This is a genomic window from Paraburkholderia sp. GAS82 (assembly GCF_050436285.1).
GTDB classification, from domain to species: domain Bacteria; phylum Pseudomonadota; class Gammaproteobacteria; order Burkholderiales; family Burkholderiaceae; genus Paraburkholderia; species Paraburkholderia phenazinium_B.
Genome location: NZ_JBNDLX010000009.1, coordinates 222,712 through 239,188, shown reverse-complemented (window position 1 = coordinate 239,188; position 16,477 = coordinate 222,712). Strand labels below are relative to the sequence as shown.

Sequence of the window (16,477 nt, the reverse complement as noted above, 5' to 3'; positions counted from 1 at the left end):
GGCGAACAGGCAGTTGACGCTTAGTCCAATCAACCAAGCAACAAAGACACCGGCAACACAGATTCCCCACGCACCGGAGAAAGCAATTAGCCATCTACTCATTTCTGGCCACTCCCATACGGGAATGAGGGAACAATTGGCCCAATCATTCCCTGGCCCAAGCCGCCAACAACCGATCCGCCGATCACTGGGGTCGTATTGGGCGCAAGCAGGTTCCAACCGCTAGCAGACCATGTTCCTGTCGTAGCCCAATTCGGAGTATTGATGGTTGGCTTCATTGCGGTATTGATCCATGACTCACCGAGTTTACCAATTCCGTAACCAACGCCGGACAGAAGACCACCATTAACTCCAGCCGCGACTATATTGTCGTCCTTGCCGTACACAATGTTATTGATAGCAGTGCCGGCAACGCCTCCAGCCGCATTTACGCCCATGTTCCATGCTAGCTTGCCGGACGAACCCAGAAAGCCCGTTACAAAGCCAACTGCAATGTCGACCGGATTGATCGTGCCTTGCTGGAAATATTCCAACCCACCAGTAATCGCAGCGCCGATTGTCCCCGTACCCACCGAGGACGCCCACATTCGCGAACCCAGCAAACCGCCAGAACTGAAGATCGGCGCCCCCCCGCCTATGACCTCGCTCGCGAGCAGCGCGCGACCGCCATTCACAAGCGCATTTATACCCGTATTGATTGGCGCTGCCGCGCCTAATGTAAAAACGGTCAACCCGGCTTCCAGAACGGACTGGGTTCCCTTCGCGACGGCCATCCCGTAGTTACCAGCATCCCAGTTCGCACGAGCGGCGTCCATACTGGTAGCCCCAACCATGTCGTGTGCAAATTGCTTGGTTGCGTTCCAGCCGTCGGCACCGTACTGTTTGGCCCGATCCCACGCGTACAGTAAGTTCTCAGAACTGCCGCTGTTATCGACCAATCCCACCGGGTGAGAATCAATCTGCGATGCTGCCAGTCCCGACGATGGACCAAATAACGCGGCTGCACCGCTGTACGGCGTCTGACTGTTGTCGGCGAGACCACCATACACACCGAACAGCGCAGCGTTACTGCTGTACGACGTCTCCGGTGCTACAAATCCGCTGCCAACACCACCGAGACCACCCGGCAGAATCTGACCAGTCACGCCATCAATCGCCTGCTGCGTACGCAGCTTCGTCGTGTCAGTCGCCGCAATGCGATCGACCACCATATTGCCGATGGTGCTTGCGATCGCATCCATCGTGATCGCCCCGATGTTGCGCCCAACGTTGCGGCCACTGCGCTCTTATTCATTTGATGAACGCACCAAGAATGAAGTCGGCCAGCCATACCTGATCGTTTCCACGATAAAAGGCAATGCCAGCCTCATAAGCCTGTGCGGCATTCACTTCCAGCAGGACAGGTGTCTTCGATTTACGGTGCCCCACCTGGGTAGCTGTGGCCTTGTCTACGGAGAGGTGGACATACTGGCGCGCCATTGGTCTCAGTCCATCCGCTTTGACCCGTTCAACCGTTGCCGGCGATGTGCCGTGATACAGGATAGTTGGCGGCTCGGCCGGCTGTTTTAGCAGTTTCCCGGGCACCGAATGGCCGTAGAGCGCGCGAATCTTGCCATCTCGCAATTCGTGCCGCTTCTTGTCCGAACACGAAATCATCTCAGCAAGGTCTGACTCCGTCAGTGGCGGCCACTCCGGCCTTTCTGCCCGTAGTGCCGACAGCAATTCGTCGACCGGCACCCAACCCTCGTCTTCAAGTTCAAGCTCATAGAGCCAAGGCTCATGACGAAGCGCGTGAGAAGCAAGTCGGCTGATCGCTCTAAAGTCCTTTCGATCAGTCATCGTATCCCTCCGACTCTTCTTGCGCGGCCAATAACCAAGCCTGGAACGATGGGTAGCTATCCCGCTCCTCCCAACCTGGTGCGCTGAAATCATGCACCACCTCTACAGACGGCGAAGACTTACTGTCCCAACAAGCAACATCATCACAATCCAGACGGCGTGCAAACGGCACCAGATCTCGATCAGGAAATCGCTTTTTTAATCCCTCATGCCTGACACGCAACCATTTCCCGTCCAGAATTTGCCACGCCCCGACGTCACGCAGACCCGACTGAAGAGCACACAGGAAGTCCTTCGGATACGAGAACCACGGCGGGATTTCTTCAGTACTAAGCAAATCAATATTCATCAGTATCTAGTTCCAGTGTAAGGCGAGCCGGATGGGTAAAGATTTCGGAACACCGAGCTTTGGTTGCTGATTCGATTCATTATCGCATCGCCATAGGTCTTCGGCACTTCACCATTACGGCCGACGAAGCGCGAAACATAATCCAGATCATTTGGCAGTGAGGCAGAGTAGTCAAATACCCGAGCCTGGATATTTACACCGGCGCGCTGCGCCGCCAAGATTCGCGTATTGTCGAGAGACGTAAGCTGGCCATCCGGCATTCGGACTACATCAATAAGCCTATCCGATTCAACGACGAAGCCATTTTTCTGCATACTTTCAATGAGCTTGGGAAGCGTCGCCCCCTGCTGTTTCACCGTCGTTTGTGTAAAACGTATCGTACTTGGGTCCAGTTCGACCAAGCCAAGTCCATTGCCCGGCGCTATGCCTCCGCCCTCAACCACCGGCAGCCGAAGCCCCGGCACCACGCGTCCAAGCATACCGTCAATCTGCGGCCCGAACATCGCAGCCCCGCGCTCCAGCAGGGGCCCAGCCGCGCCCTTCAATAGAGGCGCGCTCAGCGCAATCTCCCACGGTCGCGTCGGCAAGGATGATCCGGTGGCGTCGCCCCATGCACCGTAGCCTTCCGCCAGACCATGCAAACCGACTGCATCCAGCCCCTCGACCATAAAGGCATTGCCGCGCTGAGCTGTATCACGGACGTTTTCGAGCCATCCAATCGGTCGATCCGCCCACTTCGCCAGGCTCTTTGCGCCATCCAGGAATGACGAACTCGTATTCCCGTCGGTCCAGTTGCCCCCACGATGCCCAAGGTCAATGGCCAGCGCATCGTCCGACCAGTTATTCGGACCGCGGCCCAGGTCCAGACCCGCCGTATTCAGCCGCGCGGCCGCCGCTGCGTGCTCCGCACGCTGGGCGGCCAGCGACGTATTTGCCTGACCCGCAAACTGCGCGCCGAGTTGCTGCTTCAAGGCCTGATCCTGCGCACGAGAAGCCGCCAGCGCATCGTTGGCCATCTGACCAAACTGATCCTGCAGGCCGCCTACGAACGCCTGCTCCCGAAGGCCCGCCTGCAATGACAGGTTCCAGTTCGCCTGCTGTTCGAACTGTGTGCCTGCGTCGCCCCCGTACGCCTGCGCGGCCTGCCTGACCATATCGTCAACACTGCCAACCGGCCCGTACAGCGTACTGGTCGACGCAGTCGCGACGCGATCCACCACCATATTGCCGATGGTGCTGGCCACCGCATCCATGGTGATCGCCCCAACATTGCGCCCAAGACTCCCACCCCGAGCTAACGTACTCGCCGCGCCCGCCGCAACTCCCGACGCAACTCCACCCACCACCGGTATTTTACCCACCGCCGTCTGGCCAACACCATATCCCGCACCCGACGCAATTGCACCCGCCGCCACCCCCTTCCAGTCAAACCCATGCTGAAGCCCCGTAACAACACCCAGGCCCTGGGTCAACGCCGAACGCCCAGCCCCCATCACCGCTTGAGCACCGACCTGGCTACCCGTCTCACCCAGCCCGCTCATCGCCCCGGCCAGTGAATTGCCCATACCCGAAGCGGAGAACCCGCCCGACACCGCCCCACCCATCGCCCCCAGCGCCACATCCTTCAACTGCGGCCCATCCGGATTCCGCGAGCCCATCGCCGCACCCATCCCTCCGGCCGCCGCACCCGCACCCACCATCCCCATCGCCGTGACCGGCGCCAGCGCACCCATCGTCACCACCGAGGCCACCACCGCCACCACCACCTCAATGATCGACGACATCCCTCCGCAACCGCCCTGACTGCCGGCACCGCTGACCGAACCCCCTATTACCATCGGCGGCGGTGGCGCCTGCGGCACCGTCGGACGCGTATCGCCGATGGCCTTGCCTGCGTCGTATGGCTTGAATGTCGCATACGTGTTGTGGATGTTCTCCACCTTGTTCGGGATCGTCAGCACCATCCCTGCCACCAGCGTGTCCGCTCCCTTCAGACCGTTCGCGTCCGCGATCACGTACCAGAGTGTCGCGTCTCCGTAGTATGCCGCTGCCAGACTCTGGAACGTGTCGCCTCCGCGCACCGTGCACCGCCCTGGCGCCGCTGCCGGATACAGGCTGTTGATTGGCTGGTAGTTCTCGTCGAAATCCGCCGAGTTGGTCGGCACAAAGCGCTTCCACCGATCATCCCGATCTCCCGTGTTTACGGGCTGCGTGGCCATCTCTCGCGCATAGTCGATACGGTCCACACCGTCGTTGCCCACATTACCGACCCGATGACCACCGAAGTAGAAGTAGCTGTGCGATGCACGCGACGTGTTGTAGTTGCCCAGCTCATCACGCTGCAGTACCTGGCCATCCGCATCGGTCCAGTACGTGAACGTCCGGCTTGCGGACGCGTCGACCACCTTCCTGATGTGCCCGTTCACATCGTATTCGAAGTGCGAAAGGCCCGGTGCCCAGCTGGCTACCTGTTGGTTCGAAGCCTGGACCCGAACGTCGCTCTGTTTGGCGCTGTCCCACCACTCATAGCTGTACGTCGTGCGCAGCGTGGTCGCCTCACCGTAGCTCTGCGTGGCCGCGAGCGTGCCGTCGGCCAGATACTCGTAGCGTACCCCGGTGCCGTCCAGATTGTTGCGCTCATCGAGCAGCTGGTTGTCTCCATCCCACGTGCGCGTCTGGCTCTTTGTCTGCGTGCGCCCGGTGGCATCCCACTCCTCGTACTTCGTGACCCGGCCCGCCGTGTCGTTCGTGCGCCGTGCGCGCAGCACGTTGTCGATCTTCGTGTCGGTAAGCAGGCCGTTTGCGTCGTACGCGTAGTCTTCCTTGTGGCCATCGTACGCATACACCGCCTGGCGACGCTGGCCCGCCAGATCGTAGGCCACCTGCACCCCGTCTCCGCTGCTGCCCGCCACTACATACGCAGACGCGTCGTTAGCATTCGAGCCGCGCTGGCCATTCTTCAGCTGGCCCATCGTGACCGTGAAGCGGTTCATCGCGTCGTACGAATACCAATAGTCCTGGACCGCCTTCGCGCCCGTCAAACCATCGTTGTACGTGGACTTCATATGGATGCGGTTGCCCAGCGCGTCGTACTCGTACTGGATCGTGTAATGTGGGTCGACGATGAGTACCACACGATTCAGTTCATCGTACGTCACCCTCGACTGCTGGAACGCATACTGGCCGCCCTGCGCCGTGTAGCCCTCAAATGTTCGATTGCCGTTCCGGTCATACTCGTAGCGCGCGTCAGTGCGCATGGCTGTGTCCAGCATCCGGCTTACCAAGCCGTTCGCGTAGTATTCGAAGCTGACTCGCTGACCATTGCTCGACCACTGGCTCAACACCAGTCCCGCGTTATTGTACGTGTACAGAAACACCCGTCCGCCCAGGTCCGTGTGTTGCACCATGCGGCCGTAACCGTCGCTTTCGTCGACCAGCGTGCGGCCGTTCGCGTCACGAGTGGTCACCCGCCAGCCCATGGGTTTCATGTAGGCCTGCACCGTTTCGTATGTGTACGACGTGGTACGGCCCTGCGCGCTGGTCGTCCCGATCACCCGACCCTGATAGTCGTAATACGTCCGGTCCCGCAATCCCAGTGCATTGACGTGCGCGATCCTCTGGCCAAGGCCGTCGTACTCATACGTCTCCGAGCTGCGCTGGCCATTCGCCAGCACCGGTCGATCGATACGCGTGAGCTGCCCCATCCGGTCATACGTGTAGTCCGTACGCCGCCATGTGTTGCCGTCTACCTGTTCGATCTGCACCCGCTGGTTGCCGAACTCGTCGTAAGAGTATGTGTGCGTGCCGCCTTCGGCGTAGCCGTCCGCGCGTATGCCTTGCCATGTCTGCGCGATCGACGCTTGCGCCAGACCATAGTTCCAGGTCTGCGTGGCAAGGATGCCGTTCGCGTCACGCACGCCCACCGCATTGCCCGTGAGATCAAAGAAGTAACGCGTCTCCGGCGTAATTCTCGTCTGGAAGCCGTTCGCGAGCGTGATGGTCGTCAGCGGGTCTTTCTTGTCGATCAGATGCCCCAGCGTGTCATACGCGAGGCGAGTGAGATTGCCCAGGCCATCCGTTTCCGTATCGACCTCGCCAAAGGCATTGCGTGTCTGCTGACGATGAATGGTCAGAGCGAAGTTGCCCAGGCTGTCGATTTTCCACAGCAACTGACTCGCGCTCGCCGGATCCTGTGGCCTGAAGCTGCCTTCGACACGGGTCAGCAACCTGGCGCTATAGTTCGTGGGATTGTTGTCGTAGATGTCATAGAAGTACTCATACTCCAAATTCGGATCCAGCAGGCCGAACGCGTCCCAGTGCCACTGCGTGGTGCCGTCGCCGCGAGAGCGATACAGTGTCGACGTAGGTTGGTCCTCAAGAAATCCGGAGACCTGACGGAAGGCGTCGTTGCTGCCCTTCACCCGGTAGTTGAGATTCATGAAATTGGCGTTCGCGAGATTGCCAGGATCGAATGCCAACTGATACGACGTTTGAGTCGCGTGCAACGCCACCATGCCCTGTCCGCCGGGTCCAAGCGTAATCGTGCCGGTGCCTTCGTAGACAAGCCCACCATCGCGCCCGATAGCCTCGATCCTGACCGGCCACGCGTGACTTACGTTGAGTGAATTGCACCATTCGGCCGGTAACTCCTCCCATGGAATGATGCCGGGCGTAGGTACCCAGACTGACCGTGAAACCCACGCGCCGGATTGGCTCTGATAGTTGATGCGCAGGTAGGAAGTCGATTTAGGCAGATTCTCTATCGTGATCGACTTCGACTTATCGGCGCTCGTATAGCTCAGCGAAACATTCGAGCCGGACGCGAGATATGCGGTCCCCTCGACGAGGCACGAGTTACCCCCCACATCTGTCAACGTTACCAGCACATCATAGTCCGCCCGCGCGATTGCGCGCGTGTCCCAACGGAAACTTCCGGTCGAGCCGAGCGAGGTCAACTGTACGTTCGTATAGACGCCCGTCGAACCCTTCGGTCGATATTGCAGAGCCGCGGCTTGGGCGATAAGACCACCCGCTGTTCGTAAGCTGTAGAAATCGACGCCGCCCTGCTGCAAGACAATCGTCCCGATCTGGCTGGCATTAAGCGTGCTTCCGTTTACAGCGAGGGGTTTTGCCGAGGCGTTGCCGGGTACATCCAGGAGGAACGAATCGCGCCGCATCACGGTGCCTGTCGCGCTGGTAGCGACGAACAGCATCTCGTACTTGCCGTTGGCCATCCATGAAAGATCGGCCCCGTATGATCCGCCGTCCGGCCACTGGGAAACCGTGATCGGTATGGCGGCCGAGGTCGCACCCCATGGGCGGTAATACAGCGCGGTAGTGGCCGCTTCTGTCAGATTGCCTGTAGCAAGCTGTAACCAACCGGACTTGTCAAGCGGAGCGCTTTGTTTAATTGACTCCAACTGTGTGTACGGGGCCGTGTTACGCGACACGGCTACCGTGTCCTGCACGGTCGTGACAAGAACCTCCTGACCGGTACTCTTTTTTCGGATATGGACTGTTGTTGTGTACGTGACCGTGCCATCTCTCCCGGCAATCGTCTCAAGCTGAAACCGGACCCTACTCGCATCGACGTACGCGGGGTTATCTGTCGAATTGGCTTCCGCAAGCCTGCCTGACGAGGCAGCAGGTGACAGACTATTGTCCATCGCGACGGCCAACACATTGACATTGCTTGCCACGTAGTCGAACGTGACATAAGCGTCGTATTCCCCGTATAGCGCAAAGAGTTCGCTACTTGGCAGCGAGATGCTGGCTAATCCGGGAGAGCCGAGCCCGCCATAAGGCGCCCGCGAATTCACTTCCAGCTCGACAAAGGACGTAACCTGCGCAGTCCCGACGAGGCGCGGACTTCCACTACTGACCGGGGGCACCGGATCGCCGGATGCCGACAATCCAGCAATCAACCCACCGCCAATGAATACCGGTACGTCGCCGCTTTGCAGCGCCAACCCGATGCGAGTGCCCTCGAAGCCCATCACACTGCTTGAGCCTGTCATGTCGGGCTGGATGATGTCAATGACTTGATTGCGCTTGTCATAGACGGTAAATGTCTGCGCGATCTGCTTGCTTGAGTAGATCTGATCGATCGTCAGCGACCGCATATCGAGAGTCTGCGACTCCATCTGCAATGTCGCGTTGCCATTCGCGTCATATACATAGGCGTGCGCGATGCCGCGATCGAAGTTGCTTTTAACGGCACGCCCAGCCTTGTCATAATCGGCGTAGTACGCGAGCGTATTGATCGAATAGAAACCCCCAGCGTAGACGCCTTGCGCGACGATCTCCCCATACGCGTTATATACGGTACGCGTTGTCGGGGAGTTTTCCCAGACTGGCTGGCCGCTCCTGTCCACGTTCCCCGTCTGGTTGGACGCGCTCCAGCGTTCGAACTGCCGATTGGCGGCGTCGTAACTTATATAATTCGCTTCCTGATATGTGCGGCCGTCTGCGTCCCCGCGCGTGTAGTTTACGAGCGTCATATTGCCAGCGCTGTCGTACGCGAATGTGGTGGTGACATTATTCGCATTCGTCTTGCTGGCAAGGCGGCCGCCCGTTCCATACACGTAAGCCGTCACCAGGTCATTCTGGGCGATGCCCGAAGCACTGCGCTGGGTTTCGCGCAGCAGGTTGTTCAGACCGTCGTATTCGTAGCTCGTGCTGGCGCGCACGGTTCGGCCCAGATAGTCGGCGAAAGAAGGCAACAACTCGCCTGTCTTCCGGCCAACGAGATCGTAGCTCCAGTTGTACTGGCTTCCGTTGGCATCGATGCGCTGCAGCAGGTGCCCTTCACCGTCATAACTGTAATGGTTGACCGCAGAACCTTGGCGTTCGATCAGACGGCCATTGCCATCCACTGTGGCGTAAAAGACATTCAAACGGGAGTCGCTGGTCATGCGACCGTTGCGGTCCCACGTGAACTGCGTGATGCGGTCGTCCGCACCGACTGGCCAGGCGGCGACGAGCGTTGCGGCCTGGGCCTTCGGATCAAACGCGCCCGCCGACCGTTGTGCGAAGCACCGCTCCTCGGTAACATTGCCCATCGCATCGTATTTCCACGCGGTGGCATACCCTTCGGCGTCTATCTGCAGGATTCGTCTGCCAAGCCGATCGTAATAGCAGTATGTTTTGTTGTCGTAGCCATCCACCGTGACGATGGGCTGACCTGATGCGTCGTATTCCGTGCGCGTAACCAGATCCCTAAGGTCGTATTCCCATGCACCCGTGGTGGGATTCTGGCGCCCAGTGTTCACGCCAGGAATACGCGTTTCCACAAGCCGGTTGTTTGCGTCATACGCATAGCGCGTTTCACGGACATTCGTCACCACGGCGGCCGAAGGCGGTGTAGAGCCGAAGGTCGCGGAAACCATGTCGCCATACACTCTCTGGACCATCAGGTTTCCAGCGCCATCGTAGGCCCACATGGAAAGCGTACCGGCCGCGCTCACCTCAGCGCTCTTGTGATCGGCTGGATCGTAGTACCAGGACGTCGTATTCCCGTTCGCGTCGGTGTGCCGTACCAGGTTTCCCCGTGCATCGTACTCGAAGCTTTCGACAGGCTGCACGGTCGCCCAGCCGTTAGAACCCGAAGTGCCATTCGTGTAGACGGTCAGCACATCGCCGGTCTTTTTTATCAGCCGGTCGAGCGCGTCAAACTGGAACTGAGTGAGTCGCTGCTCCTTCAGCCCCACCGCCTCGATCGTTCTGATACGGTTGCCCCGCGAATCGTATTCGAAGCGGTTGACAACGGCTGCGCCTGCCGACGTCACGGGTAGCGTTTCGGATAGCAGTAGTCCGCGTCGGTCGTAGGTGTACGAGTAAGTGCCGCCCACCCGGTTCACGTGACTCGTGCAATTGCCCCACCCGTCATATATCCACGACTCGCTATAACCCTCCGCGTCTACAGATTTGATCAGGCGGTCCAGCCGATCATACTGCATTGTCGTCACCGCATCCTTGGCCGGATTCGCTGGCGGCGTAATACGTGCTGGATCAGTGTACTCATCCAGCGATCCGACGTAGGCATTAGCATATTGGGTGATCTTGACCGGCTTGCCGGATGGGCTGTATTCGGTTCGCGTCACGCCGCCCATTGGGTCGACGTACGATACGTTGCGATTCCCTTGGTCGAAATAGAAATAACCGGCGTTACCGTTGGCATCCGTCACCTTGACCGCGTTGCCGAAGGCGTCGTAGGTGGTCGTCTTGGCATAGCCAAGCGGATCCGCCGTTTGCAGCAGCTCGCCCCGGGAGTTATACGTGTATGTCGTGGTGTATGCGGCGCTGAGCGCCCGACGCTGATCCGCTGTTAGTCCGGAGGCCGTCAGGCCATCACCGTTTGGAGCTGTAAAACCCCGCGCCTTGCGCTCGGCGAACGCCCACGCCGAGTCACCTTCGGCGGCTTCGACGCCCCGCGGATCCGTTTGCGCCACAAGTCGGCCCATACCGTCGTAGCGATAACGTGACGTCGCCGCGACCGCCGTGCCGTAAGCACGCGTCTGCTCGGTCATGCGGCCCGCCGCATCGAATACTGCCCGTGTCACACTCTGTCCCGCCGTACCGTCGGCGATGCTGGTCAGTACTGCCCGTCCCAAAGCATCCAGTTCATAGCGGGTGACGATGCCTCCCGCGTTAACGGTATTGATCAATCGACCCGCCGTGTCATAACCATAATTGCTGGTCACAGCTGCGAGAGAGTCCCACGTCGGCAAGATCCCAGCCATTTGCCTCTGCGTATAGCTGCGGCTTGACTCGTAGGCCGCGACATAGCGCCGTGTTGTCGACAAACGGCCTGCAGCATCGTAACGGTTTTCCGTCACGAAACCTTCGGGGTCGATCGTGTACACCGACCGTCCCGCCATGTCGTAGATCCAGTTTGTCGTGCGGTCACTCTTATCCTGTATGCCGGGCGACGCGAGCCACCGCTGAAGCGCCGCATCGTCCGGCACTTCAGACGCGCTATACGCGGTCTTGTACTCCGTCCGACTCGTCAGATTGCCACCAGCATCGTAGCGGTTGCTGGTCACAAAGCCGGCCGCGTCGATGCTGGCCGTTAGCCGGTTGCCAGCGTCGTAGACTATTCGCGTCGTGCGGTCAGCGGTATGGGGAAGCAACACGAGGGCAGTCGCGACCATGGACACCGACGGATTGCTGCTGATATTGATGGGAGCAGCGTAGGACGTGGCTGAAACCACATTCCCATTGCTGTCATAGGTCTGTTCGGTAACCAGGTTCAATGCGTCGATGACGTATCGGACGCGCCCATCCGCATCGTAGACATAGCGCGTGGTCTGGTCACGCAGCGGTTGCACTGGCAACCGGCTGACGATGGCTGCTTCCGAGGCCGTGCCTAGATTCGGCAGCGTCTCGCTGAACGCCGTCCGCGCAACCAGTCTGCCGGCAGCGTCATAAACGTACTTGACCACCGCGCCCGTGGGCCCCACCGACCAGGTCTGACGCCCCTCTGCGTCGTACAAGTAGCGCGTCACGCCGTTTGCCGCATCTGTCACCGAAATCACATTGCCACTGGCGTCATAGGCATAACGCGTGGTCAGCCTCAACCCGTCTGGATCGACGGTCGTGCTCGTCAGACGTCCCGCCTTGTCATATACATTCTGCGTGACGCGCGGGTTAGTGCTGCCCGAGCCCTCGGTCAAGCTCACCACATTTCCCACGCCGTCGTAACTGAATGTCGTACGCAGATTCAGCCCGGCGGGATCGGTAGTTACCGAAATCTGATGTCCGCTAAGGTCGTATTGAATTTCCGTGAGGACACCGGAAGGATCGACGGTTTTCACAAGATGACCGCGGCCGTCGTAGGCGTAGATTGTGGTCAGGTTCAGGCCATCTGGATCGACCGTACGTGTCAGGACGCGGCCGGCAGCGTCATAGGAGTAGGCGGTATGCGTGCCGCGCGCGTCGACCGTATCGATCAACTGATCCCCGTGATCGTAAGTTTGCCTGATCACGGCACCGGTGGCGTCGGTCGTACTGATCAGGTTGCCGTCCCGGTCATACGCGTAACGCGTCGTGTTGCCCCTTCCGTCTTTCAGGGTAAGCATTTGTCCAGACTCGTTATATGACGAACTGGTTGTGATGCCCTCGGCGGTGGTGACCATGACCTCGCGGTTGAATGGAGAATAAGCGTAGCTCGTCTTATTGCCGTTTGCATCGGTGTGCGTGAGCACGTTGGCGAATGCGTCGTACGTCATCACGGAGCGTGCGCCTGTGCCGTCCGTGAGCACCACGACATTGCCATTGCGATCGTAGTCCTGGCGTCGCAGCACGCCATTTGCATCGACCGATTCGGTGAGACGTCCAAAGGCGTCGTATACCGCTCGCGTAATCAGATTCAGACCGCCCGCGTCGATCGTCCGGCGAATCGCATGGCCGAGTTTGTCGTACTCGGTTGTGTTGCGGACCTGGGTGGTCCCGGAAATATCCTGCGTGGTCGATACCTCTTCGCCGAATGCGTTGTACACAAACTGGGTTTTCATCCCCGAAGCATCGGTTGTTTGCGTGAGCGCACCTGTCGCACTGTAACTGAACGAGGTACGCGATGCCCGACCATCGTTGCCAAGTGCAGCAAACTGCGCCTTCAGGCTGTCGGTGAGCAGGCCGCCGCTCAGGGTAGCCAACAACGCCGGAGCAACCCGCGTGGCATAAACGACTGTCTGCGCCACGTCGCCAAAGGCGTCGTACTGCGATTCGACCATCTCACCTAGTGGATTGATCACCTGCGTGAGCCGCCCAGCATTGTCGTAGTAATAAAGCGTGCGGTTGCCATTGGCGTCGGTCATCGACGCGCGATGGCCGGCAGCATCGTACGTGTACTGCACGCTCCACGCTTTCCAGACTGCGTCGATCTGCGTCTGGATCGGACTCTTGCCGAGCGCCGCCAAGGCCTGGCTGCCCTCCCCCGATAGCTGGCCCGTCAGGCGCCCCTGTGCGTCATAACGATAAGAGGTCGTGCCATTGCCGATAGTCTTCGTTGTGACACGCCCCTGATCGTCATAGGAAAATTGGGTAGTCGCATTGCCGCTGGTAGACCAGGTCGTACGTTCAAGCAGGCGCCCCATGGCGTCGTAGACGTAGCTGGTCCGCTCCAGCTGCCCCGGCGAGTTTGCCCAGCTGAGTGCTGTCTGCGCGGAATCAAGCGTGAAGCTCAGCCCCGTCAGCGTGGGGCTACCACTCACTTGAGCGGTTCGGCCGGCTTCATCCGCAGTGGCGATCGGACGCGCGCCGAAGGTGGCGTCCTTGATCGACACCTGCGCGCTCAGGGAACTACGGAATTCGATGGTGTGGTTTGTCACTGGCACCACGTTTGACGCGATCAGACTATACGTGGCGTAGGCCGTCGAGCCAATCAGGATCGAGCCTGCCTTGACGCCGTCAATCCACACTTCAAGCATCGTCCCGACACCGCCGGCCGACCCCGCCTTCGCCTGAAACGTAATGGGCACCTGCTGTGGCGCGCGCAACAGCGCTGCATCGATCTTCCGCCCACGCTCGCGCAACGACACATTGCCGTACGCGTCGTATTGGTAGGTAGTCAGATACCCTTCTCCGTCGATTTCCGCGCGCAGCATTCCCCGAGCGTCGTAGAGATAGCTCTGACGAACGTCCTGCGAACTCGACACCGGCGTTGCCTGTGCGATTGTGCCCCAATCGGGCAGCGCCCCACTGGTGGGCGTGGCGTAGCGAATCGTCTCCACTCGCTGTCCGGCCGCGTCATAGCGGTATTCGGTCAGATAACCCTGCGGGTCAAGCTCTCCGCGCAGCAGTCCATCGTGATCGTAGAAGTAGCGCGTTGTGCGATCGTTGACGTCATCCTTCACGAGACTATTGGTCCCGGAAGCGGCATTGATATCGATGCGATTTGCGTAAACAGTCTTCGATACAACCCGACCCGTGCCGTCATATGTGTAGCGGGTGACCGTTCCGTCTGCGCCGACGGTCTCACTGATCAGGTTATTGTTCAAGTATCCGACGGAAGACTTGCGATCGCCCGCTGTGGCGCGCGGCCGTAAACCAGCGTTGTCGAGTGTAAGCGCTGCGTTACCTATCTTTTCAACGGGACGTCCGTTGGCATCGAGCAGTTGGGCAAGCTGCTCCGCGCCCAGCCTCGTTGCATAAGTTATCGTATATTTCTGGAGATTGTACGGAGCGGTATAGACGTACTCCGAGAGTGTTCCATCCGGGCCGATCTCAGCCACGCATTTGCCGATGCCGTTGTACAGGTAGTGTGTCTTCTGCCCGTTGGCATCCGTCACCATCCGCAATCGGCCACTAGAATCGTAATAGCTCTGGGTACGGGACAGGATCTGGCCCGCTGCAACATCCGCTACGGCGATCAGTTCCCCTGCGCCGTTGTACGTAGACGTCCGGGTAAGCCCGTTATTGAAAGTAACGGAAACCGTATGGCGGGTGTCGTCGTACTGGTAAAGTGTCTGCGTGCTGTCGAACCGGATTGCGCTCAATAGGCGCCCGAGACCGTCGTAAGTGAATTGCTCGACGCTCTCCTTTCCGGGCTCCCCGACATATCGCTGCAGCAGTCGACCGAACGCGTCATACACATAACGTATCTGGGTGAGATCCCCAGTGCCAGCCAGCGCATTCCCAGTGCCATCGGCGAGGAGCTTGCCGTAGCGGGTCACGGAAGCAACGTTGCCACGGAAGTCATACGCCGTATCGATCCGTACAGCCTGACTCGGGTCGGCCAGTCCGGCTCGCCAAGTGTTCATCGTCGCTTCGCTCAGGCTGGCATCGTCCTCGAGCCGGCTAACGTCATACATGACTCCGCTGTACTCGATCTCCGATATCTGCTGTCCCGCCGCGTTATAACGAAATTCCGTTACACGCCCCTCGCCGCTGACAACAAAGCGCAGGTGCCCCGCCGCATCGTAGGCTCGCCTTGTCGTAATTGTTTCCCAGACCCCTGACCACCCCGACTCGATGGTCTCCGTCAACAATTCATTATTGGAGCCGTAGGTACATACGACGTTGCTGCTCTTCTCTTGCCGAAAGACCAGGTTGCCGGCCGCATCGTAGGAAAAGTACACAGTGTGACCGTCGCCAGTCTGAATTACGGAAATGTTGCCGTTCGCATCGTAACCGAACGATTGCGACTCGTACGGGTTACTCGACTTGATAGATTGCAACTGGCCCGTCTGCGAATAGGTCAGTACCTGTTGATATCCCAACGGATCGGTCACTGTCGTCTGACCGCTGCTGTAGGTGAGTTTCGTCACTCGTAGCGCGCCCGCATCACCGGTCTGGGAGATAGTCGACACACGATAGTCCGCCCCAACAAGCTGATACGTGAAGGCCACCTTCGACCCGTCCGACTGCGAAACCGACGCTATCCGGGTGCTGGTACCATCGTAGGTGTACGTTGTCGTGAATACGCGGCCGTCCGAGATACTGTTGTCCTCCGGACTCAGGTCGACAATGACCTGTGATAGGCGTCCTTGGGCGTCATACGCGTAGAGCACCGTGGTGGCGCTCACTATCTGGTTGCCTGTGTCGCGATAAACCGTGCGCAATGCGCTCAGCTGATCCGTACCGTTGTAGTCCAGATAAGTGACATCGCCGCTTGCGGTCAGGACGTTGGAAAGCAGTCCTTTTGCGTTATACCTGTAGCTGACCGTGTTGCCATCGCGGTCACGGCTCGCCGTCAGTCGCCCACCGTGGCCAGCGTCATACACCTCTGTCAACTGATTGCCGCCGTCGTGCCAGCTCCACGTACTCGCTGAAGAGTCAAACGATAAGGTGGCACGCGCCCCGGTTGTGCTCACTTGAGAGAATCCAAGCCCCGTAGATGCACTGGCTCCGACGCCCGCCATTGCCACGTATAGCTTGCGTTGCGCATCGTACAAATACGTGATCGCCGACCCATCCCAGTCCGTACGTGTCACCGTACTGCCGGCCGCATTCAACGTCCCTGTCAACCCATCCACCGTGCGCATTCCACCTGGGCGCCAGTTGTCGCCCACTATCTTTCCCTGGCTGTTATACGCGCGATAAATCTCGCTGTTGACGCCCTGCCCGAGCAGCAACTCGTCGCGATCCTGGATCATCAGGTTACCGGTCGCCGCGTTGACATAGATCTGCTCGCCCGTCTGTCCGAACGCGGCGTTACCAATCCGCCCGCGTTCACCCAGCCCAAGCGCCGACGACGACTGCAGGCCCAAACCGTTTCCAGTGACGATCGCTACCATCTTGATTCCTCGTGGTTCTGTCCGTTATGTGCGTTGCGCGCCCAGCATTTCA

The 16,477-nt window shown here is 59.3% G+C and carries 4 protein-coding genes; all 4 read right to left on the bottom strand.

All coding sequences use genetic code 11. From position 1 onward, the window contains the following. Window positions 1-98: 98 nt before the first annotated feature. From P3T17_RS27125 to P3T17_RS27110, 4 genes are read right to left on the bottom strand one after another with little or no spacing between them, the layout of a single operon-like run. Complete coding sequence (locus tag P3T17_RS27125; RefSeq protein WP_429409537.1) at window positions 99-1,241, bottom strand: hypothetical protein; 1,143 nt, start codon at window positions 1,239-1,241, stop codon at window positions 99-101. Window positions 1,242-1,290: 49 nt separating this feature from the next. After that, window positions 1,291-1,839, bottom strand: coding sequence for an RNA 2'-phosphotransferase (locus tag P3T17_RS27120; RefSeq protein ID WP_429409536.1), 549 nt, complete (start codon window positions 1,837-1,839; stop codon window positions 1,291-1,293). Then, entirely contained in the window at window positions 1,832-2,188 is a 357-nt protein-coding gene (locus P3T17_RS27115) for a hypothetical protein (RefSeq protein ID WP_429409535.1), read from the bottom strand. Before P3T17_RS27115 ends, P3T17_RS27120 begins: the two co-directional genes overlap by 8 nt. Beyond that, window positions 2,188-16,425 (bottom strand): LysM peptidoglycan-binding domain-containing protein, encoded by a 14,238-nt coding sequence (locus P3T17_RS27110; RefSeq protein WP_429409534.1) that lies wholly within the window; start codon window positions 16,423-16,425, stop codon window positions 2,188-2,190. Before P3T17_RS27110 ends, P3T17_RS27115 begins: the two co-directional genes overlap by 1 nt. Between the last annotated feature and the right edge of the window lie 52 nt (window positions 16,426-16,477).

Bases quoted from the DNA above. Each gene is read 5' to 3' on its own strand.
- P3T17_RS27125 (WP_429409537.1), bottom strand. From the start codon at position 1,241: ATGGATGCGATCGCAAGCACCATCGGCAATATGGTGGTCGATCGCATT.
- P3T17_RS27120 (WP_429409536.1), bottom strand. From the start codon at position 1,839: ATGACTGATCGAAAGGACTTTAGAGCGATCAGCCGACTTGCTTCTCAC.
- P3T17_RS27115 (WP_429409535.1), bottom strand. From the start codon at position 2,188: ATGAATATTGATTTGCTTAGTACTGAAGAAATCCCGCCGTGGTTCTCG.
- P3T17_RS27110 (WP_429409534.1), bottom strand. From the start codon at position 16,425: ATGGTAGCGATCGTCACTGGAAACGGTTTGGGCCTGCAGTCGTCGTCG.